Consider the following 22295-nt stretch of genomic DNA (forward strand, 5'->3'; position numbering starts at 1 on the left):
CCAGGGCTGAAGGGAAATGGCTGACGAAGAGAATCTCACCCCGATGATGATTCAGTATCGGGGAATAAAAGAAAAGTATAAAACCGAGGTAGTTTTTTTCCGCCTCGGTGATTTTTATGAAATGTTTAATGAGGATGCGGTAGAAGTATCGCGTCTTTTGAATTTAACACTTACACACAGGGCTAATCAGCCGATGTGTGGAATTCCATATCACGCAGCAAAAATATATATTGCACGTCTCTTACGGCTCGGAAAGAAAATTGTAATTTGTGAGCAGGTTGGCGAAATTCCCAAGGGTGGAAAGGGAATTGCAGAACGTAAGGTAGTAGAAATAATCACTCCGGGTACTGCTGTTGAAGCCGAATATCTGGATGGAAGTCGTGCAAACTATCTGGCAGCACTTTCAATTACAAAAGGAAAAGCAGGTTTTGCCTTTATCGATGTAACTACTTCTTCATTCCGGGCAACTTCATGGCCAGCTTCAAAAATGGCTGAGTTCTTTGGAAAGGAACTGAATAGAGCTGCTCCACGCGAACTTTTACTTCCTGTCTCTCTAAAAAATAATGAAGTTGTAAAAAGTATTCTTGAAGGTTATGGAACAATTTCTGTTTCTTATTATCCTGACTGGGATTTTTCTGCAGATCTTTCTTTCAAAAAATTAACTGCACAATTTAAGACTGCAAATCTCAAAGCATTTGGACTTGAAGCAGATAGCCCTGAGGTTGTACCTGCAGGCTTCCTTTTAGACTATCTTGAAAAAACAACTAATACAACGCTTCCTCATGTAAGTTCAATACGCATTTACTGTGACAGCGAATTTCTTATTATGGACGATTCTTCCAGACGAAATCTGGAAGTCGTTTCTAATATGCGTGATGGTTCTTCTCAATACACTCTTATTGAATGTGTTGATTTTACAAAAACTGCAATGGGTGGGCGTCTGCTTCGTAACTGGCTTTTATTCCCGCTTACAAACCTTCGTCAGATAGAAGACCGTCAAACTAAGGTTGCAAGTTTTGTTGATAACAGAACATTACTTGATAAAGTAAAAAATGATTTGTCTGGTATTCTGGATGTAGAACGTCTTGCAGGCCGTATTGCTATGGAACGTGCTCATGCTAAAGATTTGCAGGCTTTAAGGACAAGTCTTGAAGCATGGAGCCGTACTAAAGAATATCTTGGTGAATATGATTTTTCTTTTATTGATGATGATAATTCAAAAACAATCTGTGGGCTTATAGAAAATGCTATTCTTGATGATCCGTCAACTTCTCTTACAGACGGTGGAATCATTAAGGCGGGATGGTCTGAAGAACTGGATCATTGGCGTAGTGTACATGATAATTTCAATCAGATTCTTAGTGAATATGAAGCTGAAGAAAAAGAAAAAACTGGTATTCCAACTTTACGCGTAAAATATACTAATGCTGCAGGCTACTTTATAGAAGTCAGCAAGGGAAAATTGGGCAGTGTTCCGGCGCATTTTATTATGAGACGGGCTCTTGTAAATGGAGACCGTTATACTACAGAACGCCTGCAGCAGCTCGAACAGGAGCTTAATGAATCTTCTACAAAAATACTTGAGCTTGAACGTGATCTTTTTGTTGAAGTCAGAACAACTCTTGCAAAATATATTCCATATCTTTTACAGATTGCAGATGAAATTGCAAATACTGATGCAGCCTGTTCTTTTGCGCAGGCCGCAATTGAACATAACTGGGTAAGACCAGAAATGGAAGATTCTTCTCATTTTGAGATTAAAGATGGCCGTCATCCTGTTGTTGAAAATCATCTTCCTACAGGTGAGTTTGTACCTAATGATGCTTTCCTTTCTGCAGAAGAAAAAGAATCTTCAGCTGTACCGGCATTTGCTTTAATTACTGGTCCTAACATGGCTGGTAAGAGTACTTATCTTAGACAAAATGCCTTGATTGCGCTGCTTGCACAGACTGGTTCCTATGTTCCTGCAAAGTCTGCAAGGCTTGGAATTGTAGACCGTATTTTCTGTCGTGTAGGTGCTTCAGATAATCTTGCAAAGGGAGAATCAACCTTCCTTGTTGAAATGACTGAAACTGCAAATATTCTTCATGCAGCTACTTCACGTTCTCTTGTTATTATGGATGAAGTAGGGCGTGGTACTTCTACAGAAGACGGACTTGCAATCGCAAGAGCGGTTTCCGAATATCTGCTTGATACAATCGGTTGTAAAACTTTCTTCGCAACTCACTATCATGAACTTTCCCGAATGGAACATCCTCGGCTTAAAATGCTTTGCATGGATGTGCTTGAGCAGAATGGTTCTGTTGTATTCCTTCGCAAGGTAAAAGAAGGTGTTACTGAAAACTCATATGGTATTCATGTAGCAAAACTTGCGGGTATTCCTCAGAGTGTTATAGAACGAGCTAATACTATTCTGGCTCATATTCAGGCTCTTGCTTCTGATAATCCGATTCTTCTGGATGATATTCCGGCTAAAAAAGAATCTCAGTCTGCTCCACAGATGCCTTCAACTCCAGGTCTTTTTAGTGATGAAGAAATTATTATTTCAGAGATTCTTTCTACTGATACTGATAATCTGACTCCACTGAACGCCCTACAGGCAATAGCACGCTGGAAAAAAGCTCTTTCAGGTCTCTAAGATTTTTTAAGAAGATTTTAATCTTTTTTTTATAAATCATTTCCTTTTTTCTTCATATCTGCACCATTATATAGATATGAGGAAATTGTTTTTCGAAGTAAAACAGTTCATTGTCTCGTTATTCAGATTGCTTTATGTTTTCATAAGCGGTGGTGAAGAATGTGCTGTCTGTGGCTCGCTGGTTTTTCTAAAGCCAATATGCAGGTCATGTATGCAAAAGCATTTTTCAATCAACAGAGTTATGGAAAAAGAGCGGTGTGAATGCTGCGGGCGGGAATTGATTTCAATGAAAGGAAAATGCATGATATGCCGCGAAAATCCTGTTATAAAAAGTACAGACTGTGTTATTCCCTTGTTTTCATACAGACTCTGGAATCGGGAGCTTATGTTCAGATGGAAAATGCAGGAAGAAAGAAATTTTTCGCCGCTGTTTGCAAAACTTTTATGTGAGGTACTTAGAAAAACAGAGAACAAAATTATTGTACCTGTTCCACCACGAAAAGGTAAAATCCGAAAAAATGGCTGGGATCAGATAGAAGAACTTTGTTGTTTCCTTGAAAAACGCTATGGCTTCAGGGTGTTAAGAATACTTGAGCGGAATACAGCTGGTCAGCAGAAAAAGCTCTCTCGTAATCAAAGACTTGAGTCTATAAAATCTGCATACTCATTGGCTGCACCTCGGGTAGTTGAAAACGCCCTTAAGCCTTTTGAAGGACATTTTCCAGAGACTGTATGTCTTGTTGATGATGTTTGTACTACCGGCTCAACCTTAGAAAGTTGTGCAGAAATTCTTAAAAAGGAGGGGATAAAAACTGTAAACGCTGTAACTCTTTTTACTGTGGATTAAGCTCCGTGCCGAAAAAATTGCATTGCAAAACCTCAAATTTAGGAGTATTATTATAAGGATAGGTTTTATTATCTTGGAGGGTCTCTATGGCTAATGATGTACAGTATCAAATGGTAACATTTCATCTTGGTGAAGAATTATATGGTGTTAACATCATGGATGTTAAGGAAATTGTAAGACTTCAAAATGTACGTGTTATTCCTAATGCTCCATATTATGTAGAAGGTATTATCAATCTGCGTGGAGAAATTATTCCAATTATTGACTTGCATAAGCGATTTAAGATTCAGGCTTCAAATAAATCTGAAGATATAGAAATGGAAGGTGGATTTATTATCCTTAATATTGACGGCAGCAAAATCGGTATTATTATCGATAAAGTTGAGCGCGTTGTTACCGTTAAAGGCGAGGATGTAAAAGACCCTCCACAGATGCTTAGCGGAATCGGAACAGAGTATATCGAAGGCGTTGTACGCGAGGAGACAGGCTATCTTATTATGCTTAATACCCGCAAGCTCTTCAACGCTAAAGAATTACAAAAAATCATCGATATTCAGTAAAATAAATGATACAGACTTACAGTACAACTATTCGTAGAAAAGAAATGGATGCGGTTTTAACCTGCATGGTTGACGAAAAAATTGGTCCCGGCGAGTTGAACGCAAGATTGATCCAGACGGTAAAGGAATTTACTAAATGTGATGGTGCAGTGGCTCTTCGCAGCCCTGCAATAGCCTTAAAATATGCACTTCAGGCATTAGATTTTGAAAAGGGCGGAAAGATTATGATTTCTGCTCTGGCTCCGGCATGGCAGTATCAGACTGTTGAAAGCCTTGGTTTTGAGCCTCTCGTTCTTGATGTAGACGAGGTTACAGGTCTTGTAACTGCAGAAATTGTTTCAAAGGGAATGCAGGAAGGCGGACGTCTTCTTGTACTTCATGAAACTGAAGGTATTCTCCCTGATTTTGAAGGCATAATGTCTCTTGGAATTCCAGTTATAGAAGATATCTCACAGAGTGCTGGTGCATCAGTTCCTGTATTATCTCCTGAAGGTGTTCCAACTGAAGAACGTAAGCTTGCAGGTTCCTTTGGTATTTATACAATTATGGGACTTGAGGAAAGAGATGTCCTTACAGCAGGTGGTGGAGCTGTTCTTATGGCGCCTGGTCGTCGTGAATGGATAGTTCTCAAGAAGTTTTCAGATGCAGCTCCTCTTACTGATCTCCTGCCAGATATTAACTGTGCTCTTGCATGGGTTCAGGTAAAGGAATATCCGCGTAATGAAAAGACCAGAAAAGAAATCTTTTCAATGTTCCATCAGGCTTGTCTCATTGGACGACATAAAATGTATGCACGAGAAATGGAGCAGGGCTCAACAATGAGTTGTTTCCCTCTGATTCTTGCAAGTTCTTATAAGGATGTAAAACAATATGCTTCCCGAAAGGATATAGAAATACAGCTTGCATATGACAATTCTGTAATTGCATTGAAAGAAGAATTATCTGAATCTTGTATTCATGCTAAATCTCTTTATCTTCGCTGTGTACATATTCCGCTTTATCCGCGTTTGACACATGCTGAAAGTGCAAAGATTGTAAAAGTTTTAAGTTCTCTGCCATAAAAAGTAATAAAGGAAATAATGAAAAAAGCACTTATAATTATAAATGTTAGCAAAGAAGAATCTATGACTCTCGCACAGAAAATTGCACGCTACCTGGAAAAAAAAGGTATAGAGCATGATTTTCTGAGTTTTGATGGATTTGTTGATAATACAGATTTTAAGGGCTATGATTTCGTTGTTTCTCTTGGTGGAGATGGAACTGTACTTTATGCAGCAAGAAATGCTTCTAAATATGGACTTCCTGTTTTTCCTGTAAATCTTGGTGAATTCGGATTTATTGCTTCCGTACAGCCTGAAGAATGGGAGAAGGAACTAAAAAGTTTCCTTGACGGAAAATCATCTTTTGAAAAACGTACAATGCTTAAGGTAGATGTAATCCGTGACGGAAAAAAGATATACAGTTCTTTAAGCCTTAATGATGCTGTAATCTCAACACAGAGAGGAGTTTCTACTGTTATGCTCTCTGTAAAAAGAAATAATCTTCCTTTATGCAATCTTAAAGCTGATGGACTTATAATAGCTACTCCAACAGGTTCTACTGCATATTCAACAGCTGCTGGTGGTCCGATTGTTTCTCCAGATCTCGAAGCTTTTGTATTAACTCCATTAAATTCCTTTTCTCTTTCAAGCCGTCCTGTGGTTTTAAGCCCGGACAGTAAACTTGAAGTTACTGTAGAAAAAAGCCGTGCAAAGGATTTATATTTTACAGTAGACGGACAGGAGCCTTTTCAAATTAAAGTTGGAGATATAATCACTGTTATTTTGAATAAAAAGAAAGCAAAACTTGTTGCATGCTCCACAGAAAAATTCTATAACGCGCTCAGATCAAAATTAAACTGGTCGGGGGTACCTCATGCTTGAAGATTTAACCATTAAGGATTTTGCACTTATAGATTCAGATTACCTGGAGTTTACAAAAGGTTTTACAGTATTATCTGGAGAAACCGGTGCGGGTAAATCAATTTTGATTGGAGCTCTTTCTTTTCTCCTTGGAGGAAAGGCCGATGTTCAGCAGATTAGGGTTGGAAAAAAAGAGGCTAGTGTAAGCGGAACTTTTCTATTGCCAACAGGACTTCCTGTACGTACAGAGTATACTGATGAAGATGAACCTCGTAATGCGCTGGAATGGCTTTCCTTTCATGGAATTGAAATAGAAAATGACAGAGTTCTTCTTCGCCGTATTATCCGAGACACTGGAAAAAACGGTGCATGGATTAACGATACTCCAGTAACACGCGGTGACCTTGCGCAGTTCTCATCTTTCCTCGTAGATATCCATGGACAGCATGAGCATCAGTCTCTAATGAAGGTAACTGAGCATCGGAAATATCTTGATGCACGTGCCGGAATTACTTCTGATGTAGAAGCCTTTACTGCAAAATACGCCGTTCTAGTTGCAAAACGAAAGCAGCTTGCTCAGTATAATCTTTCAGACAGCGAGAGACTCCGTAAGCTTGATATGATGAGTTTTGCCGTAAAAGAGATTTCAGAAGCTAAACTCAAACCTGGTGAAGATACAGCTTTGGAAGAAGAGCAGGCTCGTCTTTCTTCTTATGAAAAAATCTATTCTGATGCAGATTCGATTGATCAGCTTTTAGATGGTGATGAAAACTCCGTATTAGGACTTCTTAAACGAATCCGTAGAGATTCAATGCATATTACAGAACTCGATAAATCTCTTTCTTCTTTGGACGAACGCGTAGAAGCGGCATTCTATGAGTTATCAGATATAGCAGGTGAGTTTTCATCATATAAAAATAAACTTGTATATGATCCTTCTCGTCTTCAGACTGTAGAAGAACGACTTTCCCTTATTTATAATCTTAAGAAAAAATATGCTTCTTCTGTGAATGCTCCATTATCTGAAGTAATCTCTTATTTTGAAGAAGCCCAAAAATATATTGAAGAAAATGGTGATGGCAATAACAAGAAAGATACCCTCACAGCTGAAATTAAGGTTCTAGAAAAAGAAATTCTTACCCAGGCAGAAAAACTTTCAAATGCACGTAAATCAACAGCTTCTGTATTGAATTCCGAAGTAGATGAAATTCTTTCAAAGCTTGGAATGAAGGGAACAAGTTTTACCGTTCAGATCAATCAGAAAGCTGGATCTGATGTTGAACAGCTTTGTGGCCCTTACGGAAAAGATGATATAGAATTTCTTATTTCTGCAAATCCAGGTAATCCTCCGCTTCCACTTGCCAAAATCGCATCTGGTGGTGAACTTTCCCGTGTTATGCTTGCTCTTAAAACAATCTTTGCTAAAACAGATAATGTTGAAACCCTTGTATTTGATGAAATTGATACAGGTATTGGTGGTGAAGTTGCTGTAGCAGTTGGTGCCCATATAAAGAACCTGGCAAAAAATAAACAAATTTTCTGCATTACACATCTAGCGAGCATCGCAGTTTATGCCGATAATCAGATTAAGATAGAGAAGAGTGTCTCCGGAGAAATTACCTCTTCAAACGTTTATCCTGTGGAAGGCGAAGCTCGTGTGGCTGAAATTGCTCGTATGCTTTCCGGCGATTCTGATACATCGCAGTCTCTGGAACATGCACGATCTCTTCTTGCTAAATTCAGCGGAGGTGACTGATGTCAAAGATCTCAGAAGAAACAAGGCTTCATTTTAGCGAAGCAATTCAGCCGTATAAGGGAAAAATAACAGCTACTCTAGAAAAAGAGAAAACCATGCTTAATGGTATGCATAAAGGCGATATTGATTACGAAAATAAAAAATTGCTTTTGTGTGAAGATATGATTTATGCTGCTTCACTTTACATGGCACAGAACAGTCTTTCTCTTCGCCTTATGGAAGTTAAAAATAATGATGCACTTAATGATGCCAGAAAACTTCTTTATAAAGCAATTATCTATCTTGAAGAAATAGTTTCAGATACAATTGATGCTCCATATGCAGATTTAACTCCGCTGCTTGAGCCAATTCATAATGTACCAATTATCCGCCGTTATACAATTATCCGTAAATTAGGACTTGCTATCACTATGCTCAAAGATGCATTTGGTGATAACAGTAAATGGAAATGGTCATTTGTAGAACTCGAAGGACGTTTTGCTACTGTTTCCAAAAATCTCATAGATATGAAAGCCTGCGTAAAAGATTATTTTGATCCAGGTAGTGCAAATTATGAGACAACTGTTTTATACATCAGAATGATTCAAAAGCAGTTAAATGATTCTGCAACTGCATATCGAGATAAATATGAACTTTCAACACGACGTATTGATGATATGCGTAATGCTATAAAATATCTTCTTGCTTTGCGTAAACTCTATATCGCTATTAGTGATGCAACTCAGGCAGAGGAAGTAAAGAAAAAGGCTGTAGTCTGGAAAGACAAGATGGATGCAGACCATAAAGCCGGACTCAGCAATTAGAAATTAAGGATTTACTTGTAACATGAATAAGAAACTCGCACTGAAAATCTTCGAAGGATTTTCAATTCAAAGATGGAATGATTTAATCCGCCCGTTTGACCTGGTTGAAATGGACAAGGCCGCAGAAAAAATGGTTCTTGCCTATATAATTGGGAAATACGAAGAGAACAACGGAAAATATATTGACTGGAAATGGATGATTTACGCATCTTTATTTGACCTTCTTCGTAAAATTTCACTGTGCGATATAAAAGCTCCTGTACAGCAGATGCTTCGCCGTCAGTTCCCAAACGAGTATATGCATCTGAATGAATGGGTACTTAATCAATACAGACAGATTATGCCTGACGAGCAGCTTTTTTCTGAGTTTACTATTTATGTTGGACGCCAGGCTGGTTCTTTTAAGATTCCTGAAGAATTGAAATCATCTATGGATGTATATAGAGCAGCTCATAAGTATTCAACTATGCGTGAGCTTGAAATGCTTGCCATTGTAAATGAAAAGGAACGACTTAAAAACATTCGTAATGAACTTGAAGCCGAAATTCAACCTTATCTTCATCTTGAGGGACTGCAGAAACTTGTTACTCATCAGAAAGCTTTTGATTTCCTTTTGAAAATTGAACAACTGCGTTTCCAGACAAGATGGAATCAGACTCCTCGTATTCCGGCGACATCGGTTCTTGGACACTGCTTCTTTGTTGCAATTATGACTCTTTTACTTGGACGGGAATCAAATCCTGATATGTGTGACCGCCGCGTTATAAATAACTATTTCAGTGCGCTTTTTCATGATCTTCCTGAATCTGTAACACGAGATATCATTTCTCCTGTAAAAACTGCAACAGATGATCTTCCGAATATTGTAAAGAAAATCGAAGATGAGATTGTAAGTAAAGAACTTGTTCCTTTGATGGAACCGTTTTTCCAGAATGAACTTATTTATTATACCAGTGATGAGTTTACAGACCGTATTCTCGATAAAAAAGGTAAAATAGTTCATGTTTCCTGGGAAGATTTGAATAAAAAATATGATTCAGAAGAATTTCAGCCGATAGATGGTCGTCTGGTTCGAATATGCGATCATTTTTCTGCACTTATGGAAGCTGATATATCGATTAAGCATGGTATAACTTCAGACCATCTTATTAAGGGCCGTGACGGAACTCTTTCTCATTATAAGCCGGATGAAATCATAAGTGGTATAAAAGTGCATGAACTTTTTCACGAAATCTGCCGATAATATATTTATGAAAACTCAATTTTGTAAACACTTCGCCCTTATTTCAATCTTTTTAATTATGATGTCTGCACTCTATGCAGATATTACCTACAAGGTTGAAAAGGGCGATACTCTATATTCAATCAGCCGCAAATATCAGATTACTGTTGCAGAACTTCGTACTGCCAATAATCTTTCAGAAAATGATGTTATAAAAGCAGGTCAAAAGCTTATTATTCCTGATGCTGATATTGGAACTGCTGCAGCACTTTCTTCTACAAAGGCTGCCGGAAATGCATCTCCATCGGGAAAAATTGTAGAATATGTTGTAAAAAAAGGTGATACACTTTACGGCATTGCCCGCAAAAACAGTATGGCAGTAGCTGATCTTATGGCACTTAATAATCTGGATTCTTCTGCTGTAATTAAAGTTGGACAGAAGCTTAAGGTAGCTCAAGGTACTTCAAATACAAATTCAAAAACAACTAATAAACCTGTTGAGCCTGCAAAACCTGGAGAAACAGTAATCAAGGTAAACGAACCTGCTCCAGATACACGCACTTATGGTACAACTGTAAATGCTGATTCAAATACAAAATGGCCGGTATCTTCTCCAAAGATTACTCAGGTTAAAGGCAAGATTTCTGGTGTACAGCTTTCTGCAAAAAATAACGAACCTGTTGTTTGTATCCATGAAGGTACAGTAATGTATGTCGGTGTTTACCGTGGCTTTGGTCAGGTTGTATTCGTACAGTCTAAAACAGGTTTGATTTATGCTTATACAGGTCTTGGTTCTGTAAAGGTTCGCAAAGGTGAATATGCAATTTCTGGTGCAGAGTTAGGAACTGCTGGTCTTGATTCTTTGAGTCAGAAATATCAGATTACCTTTATGGTTTTCCAGAACGGACAGCCTGTAGACCCTGCAAAAGCTCCAAGAAACTAGAAACTAAATCCTTTTAAGATTCATAATACGTTCGCTCTGCATGCAGATTTTAAAAAGTTCCATGCAGGTTACCGCATCATCAAAGGCTCTGTGAGAAGAGCCTTTATCTATTCCCAGCATATCAGCTAAAAAATCAAGTTTATGACGTTCTGCCTCTGGAAAAATACAGCGGGAAAGCTGAAGAGTATCTACTGCATAATTCTTTGTAACAGGAAGTCTGCAGTTTTCACATTCCGCATTTAAGAAATTAAGGTCGAATTGTGCATTATGAGCAACTAAAACTGTGTCTTTAATAAAATTTAAAAAGCCCGGTAAGTGTTCATTAATCGGGTCTGCCGCATCTACCATTTCCTGTGTAATATGAGTAAGAGAAATGATAAAAGGAGAGAGAATCTGATCTGGGAAAAATAAATGTGACCATTTAGAAAGAATGCCGTCCTTTGTAAAACGGACGGCACCTATTTCGATTATCCTGCTGTTGGTAGGAGTAATACCAGTGGTCTCCGTATCAAAAGCAGTGAAGACTGCGCCGTCTTCATAGAGCTTGCGCAGTCTTCTTAAATCAGTAATTTTCTTATTTGGATGCTGCATCGATAATCTTCTGAATATCAGCAGTAATTCCGTCGCAGAGAGCTCCTGCGTTCTTCTTTGCATCAGTGAACCATGCGTCTGAACCGTCTCCTGCTGGAACCATAGAGTTGATGTAGAACTTAATCTTAGGTTCTGTTCCAGATGGACGTGCACTTACGATTGTGCCGCTTTCAAGATAGAACTGGAGAACGTTGCTCTTTGGAAGGTCTGGATCGCACATAAGGTCGCGAACCTTAACTACCTTCTGTCCACCGAGAGTTGCAGGAGGATTGCTTCTCATGTTAGCCATCATAGCCTTCATAGTCTGACCACCCTGTGCTCCTGGGAAGTTCTGTGAAATAGCACGGTCTTCGAAGTAACCGTACTCTTTGTACATATCATCGAGGTGCTCGAGGAGGCTCTTGCCCTTGCTTCTCCAATAAAGAATCATTTCTGCACACATAGCAGCTGCAGAAACACCGTCTTTATCCATTACTTCGCGTTCAATCTTGTAACCGTAGCTCTCTTCAAGACCGAATACATATTCGTGTGTTCCAGCCTTTTCGAACTCTTCTTCCTTGGCAGCAATCCACTTAAAGCCTGTAAGACAGTCGAACATTGTTACGCCATATTTCTTACAGATGTAGTCACCAAATGGAGATGTTACGATTGAGCGTACACATCCAGGATTCTTTGGCATCTTACCAAGTTCTGTGCGTGAGCGGAGAACATAGTCCATAAGAAGGGCACCCATCTGGTTTCCACTGAGAAGAACGAAGTTTCCGTCCTTGTCCGGGAATGCAGTACCAAAGCGGTCTGAATCCGGGTCAGTTGCCATTACACCATCTGCCTTTTCTTTCTTTGCAAGTTCAACTGCAAGAGTAAGAGCAGGTTTTTCTTCTGGGTTTGGTTTTTCAACAGTTGGAAAGTTTCCATCAGGCTCACGCTGTTCTGGAACAGTGATGATATTGAGTCCAAGATCTCCAAGCACTTTTTCCACATGCATAGCACCAGTTCCGTGGAGTGGTGTGTATACAATGCGAACATCCTTTGCCTTTTCCTTAATGAGGTCAGGGCGGAAGAGCTGAGCCTTACACATTGCCCAGAATTTTTCATCAATTTCTTTGTCTATCAATACAAGCTTACCAGACTTAAGAGCCTCGTCCTTAGACATAGACTTTACTTCTGTAACCTTGTTTACTTCTTCAATAATACCAACATCATGTGGTTCAATTACCTGAGCACCATTATCCCAGTATGCTTTATAGCCGTTATACATTCTAGGGTTATGAGATGCAGTAACAACAACACCTGTCTGAGCCTTGAGTTCGCGGATTGCAAAAGACAATTCTGGAGTTGGGCGGAGACCTGAGAAGAGGTATGCCTTAATTCCGTTAGCAGCAAAAATAAGTGCTGTTGCTTCAGCAAAAACGTCTGAGTTCAAGCGGCTGTCATATGCAACAACTGCGCTCAAAGTTCCGTCTTTTGCCTTGTCTGGGAATGCCTTAAGAACATAGTTAGCAAGACCCTGTGTAGCCATGTTGATTTCGAGGGTGTTCATGCGGTTTGTACCACCACCCATAATTCCTCTAAGTCCACCGGTACCAAACTCAAGAGTCTGATAGAAGCGGTCTTCAAGTTCCTTATAATCTTCTTTTGCGATAAGCTCTTCAACTTCCTTGCGGAATCTTTCATCTTTTTCAGCGGCGATATAATCTTTTGCACGCTTCAAGATTTCTTCTTTTTCCATTATGTTACTCCTGTATAACTACATTATACTGATTTATAAATATTAGTGGTAGACCTAAAAATTGCTTTTGCAATTTATTTGTCTGCTTTCTTAATAAGATCTGTTTCCCACTCGAGCAGTGCCTTTTCCATATCGGCATTATCACCTTTAACATCACACATAATGCGGAAAACAGGTTCTGTACCACTGCCTCTCATCCAAATGAAAGCAACAGGCTTTTTGTCCTTATCCTTAAAGAGAACTTTGAGCCCGCCTTTTCCAGATTTAGAAAAATCCTTTACATCACATGTTTCTTTTGTACCGTTAGTGATTACTGCTTCCCAAGATTCAATACCATATTTCTTTTTAAGGTCAGCAGATTTTTTCTTCCAGTCTGCTTCAAAGGCTTTCTGGAATGCTGCTTTAAGTTTTGAATGGTCTGTTGTCTTTACCTTGAGAACAGCTCTTGGTTCTGAAACTCCGGTTGTTGTATATTTTGGAAGAGAATCAATTATATCTGTAAGTGTGAAATCTTCCTTATATTTCCAGCCTGACTTATTGCACCATAACTGATAAATACCGCCATCTCTCATCATAAGAAGTTTGAGAAGGGCAAAAATAGTATTAAGAGGATCTCGAACAGCTGCAGGGTAGGTAATTGTTCCACCGTTTGAGCCTTCACCAAGAATTCGGACTGTATATCCTTCTGAACGTTTTTCACGCGCAAGATTTACAACATTTGCTTCACCAACTTCTGCACGGAAGACTTCTGCTCCAAGTGCTTTTGCAATTTCTTCAATACGCATTGAAGTAGGGCAGTTTACTGCAACAGCTGGCTTAAAGTCTTTTTCGTCTGAGTGCTGCCAGATTGAATAAGTAAGTTCAGCAAGTACCGAAAGACTGAAAACTTCCTGGGCTTTCAGAATAACAGCTTTACCGGCTTTTTCATCCCAGTAAACAATATTTCCGCGGTCACCATCGCAGTCCGGCATATAGCCGAGAACAACTTCGTTATAACCTTCCTTATGAAGGCGTTCCATTTCTGCTGCTACATGAACAAGATTTTCTGCTTCTGGAATTATTTCATGAGCAATTTCAAAATCATTGATTGAATAGAAATTGATTTTTCGTTCTTTGAAATAATCGCGGTCAATGCTCTGATAGCGTGAACTTCCATTAAAGTCACAGACAACACCAATCGGATTCTTTGTTATATATGCGTCCAGCATGCTGAAGAAATCAGTCTGATATTCTTTATCGTCTGTTCCGGTAATTGTTTCGTTGATAAAGTTTTTATATGCAGAAAGAGCATTATGCTTTGAACTGTCTTTTACATCGTAAACGGACTTAAGTTCCGAAGTTGTGCAGGAATAAGCTTGCTTTATAGCTTCTACGACACCTTTGTCATCCTTAAGGCGTTTAAGAAAATCTTCAACAAGCTTAGCATTTTCAGCAGCACAAAGAACTCCACCATCGTTAGTACCGAATTTAATTCCATTGTGCCCTACAGGATTATGACTGGCAGAAATGTAAATAAATCCATCAAGCTTTTTTGCATAAGCCATAATTTCTGGTGCGGATGTTACTGCTGAATACTGGATTATTGCGCCCTTTTTTATAAGAGCATGAATCATTGCATCTGCAAGTGCCGGGCCTGTAGGTCTTGCATCAATTCCCAGGGCAATTACAGGTGAACTCTGGCCTGTCAATTTGCTGATATAATCAAAAAAAACATCTGCCGCAATAACGGCAATGCTTCTGTCAGTTTCTGTAATTTCAGGACTTTTGTCCTGCTCGTCTCCGGATGCTGCAAATACCTTACGCCAGCCGGATGCTGACAAAATCATGTTATGTTCCAAGTTTATTCTCCCATTAAACTTTGATTTTAATATTTTAACACGGAACTGTTGATTTTACAATTTTTTTATATTTCTGCTGAATCAGCTATTTAATAAGGATATTATAATTTAACTGTTTTACATTTCCTAACATATCTGAAATTGTAAGACCAAGTGTTGCACGGCCAGGTGTAAACATAGCTTCTCCTAAAAGCTGGAGGTCATCATTTGGGAAAATATCAGCTGCTGTATATTTCTTTTTACCAATAATACAAAGCTTGTTATTTTCCTGTGTGATCATATCATATGAAAGCTGGTCAACAATAATTCCATTTATAGAAACAGAAGTTTTATAAGGTGTAGCAATAGGATTTCTCTTAAAGTAAACCTTATAAAGTCCTGAATAGTAGGTTTTATAAGTGTTTATATCATAATAATCATTATTTTTACTGACGATTATAATTCCTGAAAGTGTAAGTGGAATTTCTTCCTCTGCACGAGGCATAAGAACTACAGGATTTATTGCAGCCTTGTTTTTTGAATCAATAATTTTGAATTCAAGATTTCCGTTGTTTTCCTGATAACCGGAATTTCCGCTTGAAGCAATAATCGCTCCGCCGTCTATTGAATGTTCTTTTTCATTGTTTAATGTAAGGGTTTCTGCATCAAGATTTCCATATACAGAAATTAAATCATCATTATGAGCAAGAATAACTGCAGTTCCCAAAGTAGATGGAAAGAAATCACTGTCATCAGAATTCTCTGTAATAATTGCTGTAATATAGCCGTCTTCTGCAGCCTTTACTTCATCAGGTTCTGAAAAAACAACTGATGTACTTAAAATACCGCCTCGATTCTGACCAAAATATGAATTAAAAGAGTTCTTTGTTACTTCTGACTGAGGCCAGTCAAAACAGAAAGCAGAAGCACAAATCAAAAAGCAGGTTGTAATCAAAAGTGTTTTTTTCATATTTAATCTCCGACTATTCTCTGGAAATTGAAATCTTTGAAATAGAATTATCTTTTCCAAGATATATACTGTTATCAGCTGCATGGATAAAAGCAGAATCTGCTGTAAAAGAAAAAGATCCTTCCAGAGTATCTGTGTTATCAATTATTGAAACAGTGTAAGTATTCTTTTCTTTACCCAGGAGGATTGTAAGATCATCGGTTTCTTCAATTGAAAGAAGTTTATCTTTCAGTTCAAGAGTTCTCTCATCTTTAGTTTCAAGATTATAGATTCCAAGTCCCTTATAAAAATTAAAGAAAACACGTTTTCCATCTTTGCTGAAATGAACGATTGTACGATATGGAGAATCCTGATCAAAGAATCTGTGATAAATTATTTTCTGCTGATTTTCTTCACGATGAGAAAGAACAAAGCGCTGCTGATTATGTCCCGAAATTGAAGCAATGTACTGTCCATCTTCAGAAATATCAATTCCAAGAATTACCGGATAATCACTGCCACCAGGTGCAAAATCAATTTCTGTTGCACCGTTTTCGTTATTCAAAACTTTAATTGTGCCGTTTGATAAGCCAACTGCTGTATATTTTGATTTTGCAACAAAAGCTGTAATAGGGAAGGTTCCTTCAAAAGTCCATAAAACTTTTCCTGTATCAGAACATTTTGAGAAAGAACAGCCGCCAGGTAAAAATACATAAATAAGGTCGTTGCAAAAATATGGGAATCCGCTTGCTTCAATTACACCAGCCTTAGTTCCGTCAGAATTGAAGAATTCTGTATTTTTTGCTTCTGAGTTATAGGTTGCATAGTATGAATTTGAAATGGAAACCTTAGCAGGGAAAGTCTTATATAAAGAAATATTTCCATCTGCATCGAAATAACCTAAGGTCTGGCCCAGATGAAAATACGACTGATGTTTATTGTCTGATTCCACAATAACCGGATTCGCGGTACTGATTTTCCATACCGGTGTAAAACTATATTCTTTATTTAGTGGTTTTGCTGCAAGAATTATATAAATAATGGAAATGAAAAGAATTAGAAAAAGTGCAAGTCCAATATGTTTTTTAGCTTTCATAATTGTATGATATAGCATATACGTTTTAATTTCAATGAATAATCGGACCGTTAATCTTGACAAAATACCGTAAAGTATGCAAAATATTCTAAAGTTTTCAAGCGAAAGCATTAAAAAATGTTTAAAATGAGGTAAACAAATGGAAGACGATATCCTGACTATCGAAGAAGTAGCAAAATACCTTCGTGTATCAGACAGAACAGTTTATGATTGGGCTCAGAAGGGCGAAATTCCTGCCGGAAAAATCGGTACTGTATGGCGTTTTAAGAAATCAGAAGTAGAAAACTGGGTAAATGCCCGCCTTTCTTCAGATTCTACAAAGCAGGCTGAACAGACTGTACAGGTAAGAAATATACTTTCGCCAGATAGAATTGTATTTATCAGCCAGACTTCAAAACATGATGCTCTTGTTGAGCTTGCAGATGTTCTTGCTACTGCACCTCAGGTAAAGGATGGCGCTGAACTTACACAGGAAATCCTTAAGCGCGAAGAACTTATGTCTACAGCTATTGGTCGTGGAATTGCAATTCCTCATGTTCGTCTTTCTTCAGTAACTGACCTTGTTATGGCTGTTGGTGTTTGCCGTAAGCCAATTGCAGATTTCCAGACAATTGATGATCAGCCTGTAAATCTTCTTTTCATGATTGCTGCAGCTTACAATCAGCATTCATATTATCTTAAGACAATTTCTCACTTCAGTGCAAAGTTCAAAGACAAGGATTTGCGTGATGCAATGCTTTCAGCTTTGAATGAAAAAGAAGTTTACGACCTTCTTATGAAGGCTTAATTATTCTCTAAAGCTGACCGGAATCCACTTAGTCCGGTCAGCGTGATTCTGCGCAATCATTCCCCAGGTAATCTTGGCGGTTGTTTCACCAAAAAGATATTCTCTTCCATCTTCCATAGTGAATGTTTGACCTGGGGCTGGAATATCAGTTACAACCATTGCATGTGAATATTCTCTGGAAATCACAATCGCTGTATCAATTCCTGTATAATTCAACAAAACACTTACCAGCATACTTCTGCTGTCACAATCACTGACTTTTCCGCTAATACTGGCAGGTAAACTTGTTAAATCAGATTCATTTTTAGAGGCTGCTCTCTGATAGCTGAAAGTCTGTACCCAGCTTAAAAGAGCCTGTGCATATTTTATATCAGCATCCTGTGGTTTAGATTTTTTTAATTCAGGATAGAGCGCATTATAAATATCACCGGCAGTCTGCTGAAGACGTCCGGCATTATCGCGGTAAATCATTCTGTAATAACGCTGCCATGCTTCTTTCCACATTTTATGATTTGCATAAAGTGTAAGTACTGCATATTCAAGGTCAATTACGAATTTTGCTGCTACTTCGTCGCTCTTATCCAGACTGGTTTTAATCTGCTGACCGCCTATATTTACAGAGAATGCTTTTCTTCCTTCCGGCGGAAAGGCATAACTTGTAATGATTCCTGGTGTATTTAAGAATTCAGAATCTATACAAAGTGAATTTATTGTAGAAATAATAAACTGTTCACAGGCTTTTTGATTTGCTGGTGCATAACAGAGTAAAAGAACATAATAATTCTGAATTTTAAGAGGTGCCGTAACTGCCCATCCAAAGTAATTGTCATCCAGAGTCATTGTAAAAGTACTGATTCCGCAAGGTGTGCCATTCCAGTTGAAAGAATCAGTATCGCCTTTAGCATTAAGTTTTGTAAGATTAGTTTTAAGAACTTCTGAAGCGTTTTTTGATTTTTCTTCTGTTATTTTCATCACAAGGGTAACCGGAATATTTGGATGTGAAAAAAAATAAGACATGCCATCTTCTGTATAATCTGCTATTTCAAAACCTTCTGGAATATCTAAAGAAAAGCCAAAATCTCTATCTGTTATTTTCTCTGCATAAACGTTAGAAAAAGAAAAAATGAAAAGGATAAATAATAATCCTGTACGTAAAAAACTTACTTTTGAATATTGCTTGAATAACTGAAATCTTGTCATTTTGTAAAGCCTCCGTTATGATTATCGGATGAATATGATTCCTATTATATACGAGAATGATGAAATAATAATCATAAATAAACCATCGGGACTTGCCGTACAGGGGGGACAGGGAGTTGTTCATTCTGTAGACCGCGATTTTGCAGAACAGGTTGGTTATAAAATCTATCTGGTTCATCGTCTGGATAAAGATACAAGCGGGCTTATGGTTGTTGCAAAAAATCCTGTTGCAGCTGGTAAATGGACTAAGCTAATTGGTTCTAAGATTGTTAAAAAAGAATATCTTGCCTTATGTGCTGGAAAAATGCCTTCTAAATCTGGTGTAATAAATGAAGAAATAGTTCAGCATGGAGATTCAAAAACTGCAGTAACAAAATATAAGGTTGAAAAAGAAACTGATATTGTACAGACAGGACCTGATAATCAGCCTGTTTCAATTCATTTGAGTCTTATCCGTCTTATGCTTGAAACCGGCCGCATGCATCAAATTCGCATTCATCTTTCAAAAAATGGATGTCCTATTGCGGGTGATGATCAGCATGGAAACTTTAAATTGAATAAACAGCTTAAAAAGCTTGCTGGAATTAAGCGACTTCAGCTTTCTGCAGTTCGGCTTACAATTCCTCTGGAAGGGAAAGACAAAACTTTTGAAGTTTCAGCTCCTTTTGATTTTAAGTTTGAAGAATAGTCTACTACCAAATCTGTCGTAGTCGTGCTATAATAGTATAGAAAATAAGTAGATAAAAACCTCATAAAAAGGTAGAATAATAATATGTTTGATGTGAAAGATACAGATTTCTTCGATATGGAAGAAGAAGCTTTTGATACAATTGTAGAAAATGATATTGCTTTTACCGGCAAAATAAAAATGAAAAAAGCATTTATGATTCGCGGCAAGGTTAATGGAACTATTGATTCAACAAGTGATCTTGTTATTGATTCTGATGCTGTCGTTAATGCTGATATTACTGCTGAACGTGTTCTAATTCGCGGAAAAGTAAAGGGTAATGTAATAGGAAATAAATTGATTTTTATTACTGCTTCTGGTTCTCTTGATGGAGACATTACAACTGCAAAGGTTGTGCTTGAACCTGGCTGTATATTTACTGGAAAATGTTCAATGGTGAGAAGTGAAAATGAAAAATAAGCTAATTATTTGTATCGTTTTTTTGATGACTTTTACATCTCTGTTTGCTCAGACTACTACAGCAAAACAGGATGCACTTGTTTTGTACCATAATGGAAAATATCGTGAAGCTGTTCAGGTTTGTGAAGAAGAGCTTCAGTCAAATCCAAACCGCGTTGAATCTTATGTTGTAATGTGCTGGGCACTTGTAAAGAATAAGCAGTATGCTGAAGCAGAAGAGCGTGCAATAGAAGGGCTTGTAATCAGTCCTTATGATTTACGACTTATTGAAGTTCTCGGTGAAGCAAAATATTATCTTGGAAAAAATACTGGAGCAATGGAACAGTTTAGAAAATACGTTGCCAGTGCACCAGAAAGCGGTTCTCGTGTAGGACTTGCTTATTATTATATGGGTGAAATTTTTATTCGTCAGGCCCGCTATCAGCATGCAGATATAGCACTTTCTTCTGCAGTTAAAAAAGAACCATTGCTTGATACATGGTGGGTAAGACTTGGTTATGCCCGTGAAATGGCTGGAAATTATTACGAAGCAGTAACTGCTTATGATGAAGCTTTAAGACTCAATTCTTCTTCTGTAGATGCATCTCGTGGTAGAGAACGTGTAAACGCAAAACTTCAGTAAATTAGCAGTAAATAATAAGATTGTGAGTGAAATTAGAATAGAAACACTGGGCTGCAGGCTTAATCAGATTGAAAGTGAAGCCACAGCTCAATTTTTTACAGATGCAGGTTTTTCTGTTTCAATGGAAGGGCTGACTTCTTCTTCAGATACAGATGAAACTACCTTACTTAGCATAATCAATACATGTACGGTAACTCAAAAAGCGGAGCAAAAGGCAAGACGATTGATTCGACTTATGCTCAAAAAATTTCCATCTGCCGTTATAATTGTTACCGGTTGCTATGCACAGTTATCCGAAAAACAGATCTCAGAAATTGATCCCCGTATTTGTGTAATAGGCGGGCAGATGAAAAGCAGGCTTTCAACAGTTCCAGCTCTGCTTAAAGAAACAAAGGAAACTGTAGACTGGAATCCTTTAAGTTTTGCAAAATCCATTAAAAAGAATATTACTTCTGCACCTCAGCTTAAACCCGGCTTCCCGGAAGATTCTTTTAAGCTTTCTGCAACTTCATTCCTGTCTCATAGCAGGGCAAGTCTTAAAATCCAGGATGGCTGTAATAATAACTGTGCTTTTTGTGCAATTCATATTGCAAGAGGGCATAGTGTTTCGATAGATGTTCAGACTGCAATTGATCGTGTTCAGGAGCTTGAAGCAAAAGGACAAGAGGAAGTAGTTCTTACCTCTGTAAATATTGGTCAGTATAGAGGTGAATATAATGGCGAATATTATAATTTTACAGAATTGCTTGCTTTGCTTTTAGCAAAAACAAATAAAATACATTTTAGAATTTCGAGTCTGTATCCAGATGTTGTAGATGAAAAGTTCTGCCGTGTAATTTCAGATGATAGGGTTCAGCCTCATTTTCATATTTCAGTGCAGAGTGGAAGTTCAAAGATTCTGGCAGCCATGAACCGTCCTTATAGTGTTCAGTCTGTTATTGATGCCTGTAAGAGACTCAATATGGCTAAGAATAAACCTTTTCTTGCCTGTGATATTATTACAGGTTTTCCTGGCGAAACAGATGAAGATTTTGAGCAGACAATGCATTTATGCAAGGAATGTGATTTTGCCTGGGTGCATGCTTTTCCATATTCAGAAAGACCCGGCACTGTAGCTGTGACAATGAAAAATAAAGTTCCTCAGTCTGTATCAGGCGAACGTGCAAAAACTCTCACAGATTGGGCAGTGGCTCAGAAAATAAAATATGTTGAACAGTTTATTGATACAGAACACAAAGCTGTATTGGAAACTGTAAAAAGGCCAATGGCTTTAGCAGCAGGCGGAAAGCAGAGTCGATTTATCTATCATGCAGTAACTGATAATTTTATTCACTGTGAAATTATTTCTGATAAACAGATTGCTGCTAATCAAATGCTAAAAATCAGACTTACAAAGGTTCTTTCAGAAAGAATAAAAAAGGGGGGAGATATAGAATCTTCTGCAGAATTTTTATAAATTTTTCAAAAAATCGTGTTTAAGCACTTGATTAAAATACGAAAAACGTATATATTAATTTACATGCAACGGGCAATAGCGCAGCTGGTAGCGCGTCTGGTTTGGGACCAGGATGTCGGGGGTTCAAATCCCTCTTGCCCGATCTAAGACTCTCAGTAATGAGAGTCTTTTTTATTTAACTTCAGAGTTCTTGCCCCGACATCCTGCGGATGTCGCCCTCATTCGCTCCCG

20 protein-coding genes and 1 tRNA gene are annotated in these 22295 nt (G+C 38.0%); 15 read left to right on the plus strand and 6 right to left on the minus strand.

What is annotated here, in order from left to right; all coding sequences use genetic code 11:
* Window positions 1-16 precede the first annotated feature (16 nt).
* From mutS to BMY21_RS01475, 9 genes are all read left to right on the plus strand, one after another.
* Window positions 17-2638, plus strand: a complete 2622-nt coding sequence (mutS, locus tag BMY21_RS01435) for a DNA mismatch repair protein MutS (RefSeq protein ID WP_074640210.1) — start codon at window positions 17-19, stop codon at window positions 2636-2638.
* Between the two features lie 211 nt (window positions 2639-2849).
* A complete protein-coding gene (locus BMY21_RS01440) occupies window positions 2850-3485 on the plus strand; it encodes a ComF family protein (protein WP_074640212.1) in 636 nt (211 codons plus the stop codon).
* Window positions 3486-3571: 86 nt separating this feature from the next.
* The gene (locus BMY21_RS01445; protein ID WP_074640214.1) at window positions 3572-4045 is read left to right on the plus strand and encodes a chemotaxis protein CheW; all 474 of its coding nucleotides are present in this window, start codon (window positions 3572-3574) and stop codon (window positions 4043-4045) included.
* Between the two features lie 5 nt (window positions 4046-4050).
* Window positions 4051-5106: a DegT/DnrJ/EryC1/StrS family aminotransferase gene (locus BMY21_RS01450; RefSeq protein ID WP_074640215.1), complete on the plus strand. Its 1056-nt coding sequence runs from the start codon at window positions 4051-4053 to the stop codon at window positions 5104-5106.
* Window positions 5107-5124: 18 nt separating this feature from the next.
* Window positions 5125-5967, plus strand: coding sequence for an NAD(+)/NADH kinase (locus BMY21_RS01455; protein WP_074640217.1), 843 nt, complete (start codon window positions 5125-5127; stop codon window positions 5965-5967).
* On the plus strand, window positions 5960-7702 hold the full coding sequence (gene recN / locus BMY21_RS01460) for a DNA repair protein RecN (RefSeq protein ID WP_074640218.1): 1743 nt from the start codon (window positions 5960-5962) through the stop codon (window positions 7700-7702). The genes BMY21_RS01455 and recN overlap by 8 nt, the downstream gene beginning before the upstream one ends.
* Complete coding sequence (locus tag BMY21_RS01465) at window positions 7702-8505, plus strand: TP0443 family flagellar-associated protein (protein WP_074640220.1); 804 nt, start codon at window positions 7702-7704, stop codon at window positions 8503-8505. Before recN ends, BMY21_RS01465 begins: the two co-directional genes overlap by 1 nt.
* A gap of 22 nt (window positions 8506-8527) precedes the next feature.
* Window positions 8528-9748 carry an HD domain-containing protein gene (locus BMY21_RS01470; RefSeq protein ID WP_074640221.1) on the plus strand — a complete coding sequence of 407 codons (1221 nt, stop codon included), beginning with the start codon at window positions 8528-8530 and terminating at the stop codon, window positions 9746-9748.
* A gap of 7 nt (window positions 9749-9755) precedes the next feature.
* Window positions 9756-10670: a LysM peptidoglycan-binding domain-containing protein gene (locus BMY21_RS01475; protein ID WP_074640890.1), complete on the plus strand. Its 915-nt coding sequence runs from the start codon at window positions 9756-9758 to the stop codon at window positions 10668-10670.
* Between the two features lie 3 nt (window positions 10671-10673).
* Here the strand turns inward: BMY21_RS01475 and BMY21_RS01480 are convergent, their stop codons facing one another.
* From BMY21_RS01480 to BMY21_RS15725, 5 genes are all read right to left on the minus strand, one after another.
* Entirely contained in the window at window positions 10674-11261 is a 588-nt protein-coding gene (locus BMY21_RS01480) for a 3'-5' exonuclease (RefSeq protein ID WP_074640223.1), read from the minus strand.
* Window positions 11245-12990 (minus strand): phospho-sugar mutase, encoded by a 1746-nt coding sequence (locus BMY21_RS01485; RefSeq protein ID WP_074640225.1) that lies wholly within the window; start codon window positions 12988-12990, stop codon window positions 11245-11247. Before BMY21_RS01485 ends, BMY21_RS01480 begins: the two co-directional genes overlap by 17 nt.
* Window positions 12991-13064: 74 nt before the next feature.
* On the minus strand, window positions 13065-14816 hold the full coding sequence (locus tag BMY21_RS01490; RefSeq protein WP_074640227.1) for a phosphoglucomutase: 1752 nt from the start codon (window positions 14814-14816) through the stop codon (window positions 13065-13067).
* A 97-nt stretch (window positions 14817-14913) separates the two neighbouring features.
* Window positions 14914-15777 (minus strand): peptidoglycan DD-metalloendopeptidase family protein, encoded by an 864-nt coding sequence (locus BMY21_RS01495; protein ID WP_074640229.1) that lies wholly within the window; start codon window positions 15775-15777, stop codon window positions 14914-14916.
* Window positions 15778-15790: 13 nt separating this feature from the next.
* Window positions 15791-16852, minus strand: coding sequence for a TP_0783 family beta-propeller protein (locus BMY21_RS15725; protein ID WP_074640230.1), 1062 nt, complete (start codon window positions 16850-16852; stop codon window positions 15791-15793).
* A 139-nt stretch (window positions 16853-16991) separates the two neighbouring features.
* Here BMY21_RS15725 and BMY21_RS01505 point away from each other — a divergent pair, with 139 nt between their 5' ends.
* Window positions 16992-17639 carry a PTS sugar transporter subunit IIA gene (locus tag BMY21_RS01505; RefSeq protein WP_074640232.1) on the plus strand — a complete coding sequence of 216 codons (648 nt, stop codon included), beginning with the start codon at window positions 16992-16994 and terminating at the stop codon, window positions 17637-17639.
* Here BMY21_RS01505 and BMY21_RS01510 read toward each other — a convergent pair whose 3' ends face one another.
* The gene (locus tag BMY21_RS01510; RefSeq protein ID WP_074640234.1) at window positions 17640-18839 is read right to left on the minus strand and encodes a hypothetical protein; all 1200 of its coding nucleotides are present in this window, start codon (window positions 18837-18839) and stop codon (window positions 17640-17642) included. It abuts the gene before it with no gap.
* A 34-nt stretch (window positions 18840-18873) separates the two neighbouring features.
* Here BMY21_RS01510 and BMY21_RS01515 point away from each other — a divergent pair, with 34 nt between their 5' ends.
* The 5 genes from BMY21_RS01515 to BMY21_RS01535 all read left to right on the plus strand — a co-directional run bounded on the left by BMY21_RS01515 (window position 18874) and on the right by BMY21_RS01535 (window position 22206).
* Window positions 18874-19527 (plus strand): RluA family pseudouridine synthase, encoded by a 654-nt coding sequence (locus tag BMY21_RS01515; protein WP_256210222.1) that lies wholly within the window; start codon window positions 18874-18876, stop codon window positions 19525-19527.
* Between the two features lie 84 nt (window positions 19528-19611).
* Window positions 19612-19986 carry a bactofilin family protein gene (locus tag BMY21_RS01520; protein WP_074640237.1) on the plus strand — a complete coding sequence of 125 codons (375 nt, stop codon included), beginning with the start codon at window positions 19612-19614 and terminating at the stop codon, window positions 19984-19986.
* Window positions 19976-20608 (plus strand): tetratricopeptide repeat protein, encoded by a 633-nt coding sequence (locus BMY21_RS01525; RefSeq protein ID WP_074640239.1) that lies wholly within the window; start codon window positions 19976-19978, stop codon window positions 20606-20608. Before BMY21_RS01520 ends, BMY21_RS01525 begins: the two co-directional genes overlap by 11 nt.
* A gap of 22 nt (window positions 20609-20630) precedes the next feature.
* A complete protein-coding gene (mtaB, locus tag BMY21_RS01530; protein ID WP_074640241.1) occupies window positions 20631-22064 on the plus strand; it encodes a tRNA (N(6)-L-threonylcarbamoyladenosine(37)-C(2))-methylthiotransferase MtaB in 1434 nt (477 codons plus the stop codon).
* A 69-nt stretch (window positions 22065-22133) separates the two neighbouring features.
* Window positions 22134-22206, plus strand: a tRNA-Pro gene (locus tag BMY21_RS01535).
* Window positions 22207-22295 lie beyond the last annotated feature (89 nt).

Origin of the sequence: Treponema bryantii (genome assembly GCF_900111035.1) — a bacterium.
Classification (GTDB): domain Bacteria; phylum Spirochaetota; class Spirochaetia; order Treponematales; family Treponemataceae; genus Treponema_D; species Treponema_D bryantii_C.

What these genes read in the sequence shown, in the direction of transcription:
- BMY21_RS01465 (WP_074640220.1), top strand. Translation starts at nt 7,702, where the DNA reads ATGTCAAAGATCTCAGAAGAAACAAGGCTTCATTTTAGCGAAGCAATT.
- BMY21_RS01445 (WP_074640214.1), top strand. Translation starts at nt 3,572, where the DNA reads ATGGCTAATGATGTACAGTATCAAATGGTAACATTTCATCTTGGTGAA.
- BMY21_RS01525 (WP_074640239.1), top strand. Translation starts at nt 19,976, where the DNA reads ATGAAAAATAAGCTAATTATTTGTATCGTTTTTTTGATGACTTTTACA.
- BMY21_RS01505 (WP_074640232.1), top strand. Translation starts at nt 16,992, where the DNA reads ATGGAAGACGATATCCTGACTATCGAAGAAGTAGCAAAATACCTTCGT.
- BMY21_RS01495 (WP_074640229.1), bottom strand. Translation starts at nt 15,777, where the DNA reads ATGAAAAAAACACTTTTGATTACAACCTGCTTTTTGATTTGTGCTTCT.
- recN (WP_074640218.1), top strand. Translation starts at nt 5,960, where the DNA reads ATGCTTGAAGATTTAACCATTAAGGATTTTGCACTTATAGATTCAGAT.
- BMY21_RS01480 (WP_074640223.1), bottom strand. Translation starts at nt 11,261, where the DNA reads ATGCAGCATCCAAATAAGAAAATTACTGATTTAAGAAGACTGCGCAAG.
- BMY21_RS01475 (WP_074640890.1), top strand. Translation starts at nt 9,756, where the DNA reads ATGAAAACTCAATTTTGTAAACACTTCGCCCTTATTTCAATCTTTTTA.
- BMY21_RS15725 (WP_074640230.1), bottom strand. Translation starts at nt 16,852, where the DNA reads ATGAAAGCTAAAAAACATATTGGACTTGCACTTTTTCTAATTCTTTTC.
- BMY21_RS01455 (WP_074640217.1), top strand. Translation starts at nt 5,125, where the DNA reads ATGAAAAAAGCACTTATAATTATAAATGTTAGCAAAGAAGAATCTATG.
- BMY21_RS01440 (WP_074640212.1), top strand. Translation starts at nt 2,850, where the DNA reads ATGCAAAAGCATTTTTCAATCAACAGAGTTATGGAAAAAGAGCGGTGT.
- BMY21_RS01515 (WP_256210222.1), top strand. Translation starts at nt 18,874, where the DNA reads ATGATTCCTATTATATACGAGAATGATGAAATAATAATCATAAATAAA.
- BMY21_RS01520 (WP_074640237.1), top strand. Translation starts at nt 19,612, where the DNA reads ATGTTTGATGTGAAAGATACAGATTTCTTCGATATGGAAGAAGAAGCT.
- BMY21_RS01490 (WP_074640227.1), bottom strand. Translation starts at nt 14,816, where the DNA reads ATGATTTTGTCAGCATCCGGCTGGCGTAAGGTATTTGCAGCATCCGGA.
- BMY21_RS01470 (WP_074640221.1), top strand. Translation starts at nt 8,528, where the DNA reads ATGAATAAGAAACTCGCACTGAAAATCTTCGAAGGATTTTCAATTCAA.
- BMY21_RS01450 (WP_074640215.1), top strand. Translation starts at nt 4,051, where the DNA reads ATGATACAGACTTACAGTACAACTATTCGTAGAAAAGAAATGGATGCG.
- BMY21_RS01485 (WP_074640225.1), bottom strand. Translation starts at nt 12,990, where the DNA reads ATGGAAAAAGAAGAAATCTTGAAGCGTGCAAAAGATTATATCGCCGCT.
- BMY21_RS01510 (WP_074640234.1), bottom strand. Translation starts at nt 18,839, where the DNA reads ATGACAAGATTTCAGTTATTCAAGCAATATTCAAAAGTAAGTTTTTTA.
- mutS (WP_074640210.1), top strand. Translation starts at nt 17, where the DNA reads ATGGCTGACGAAGAGAATCTCACCCCGATGATGATTCAGTATCGGGGA.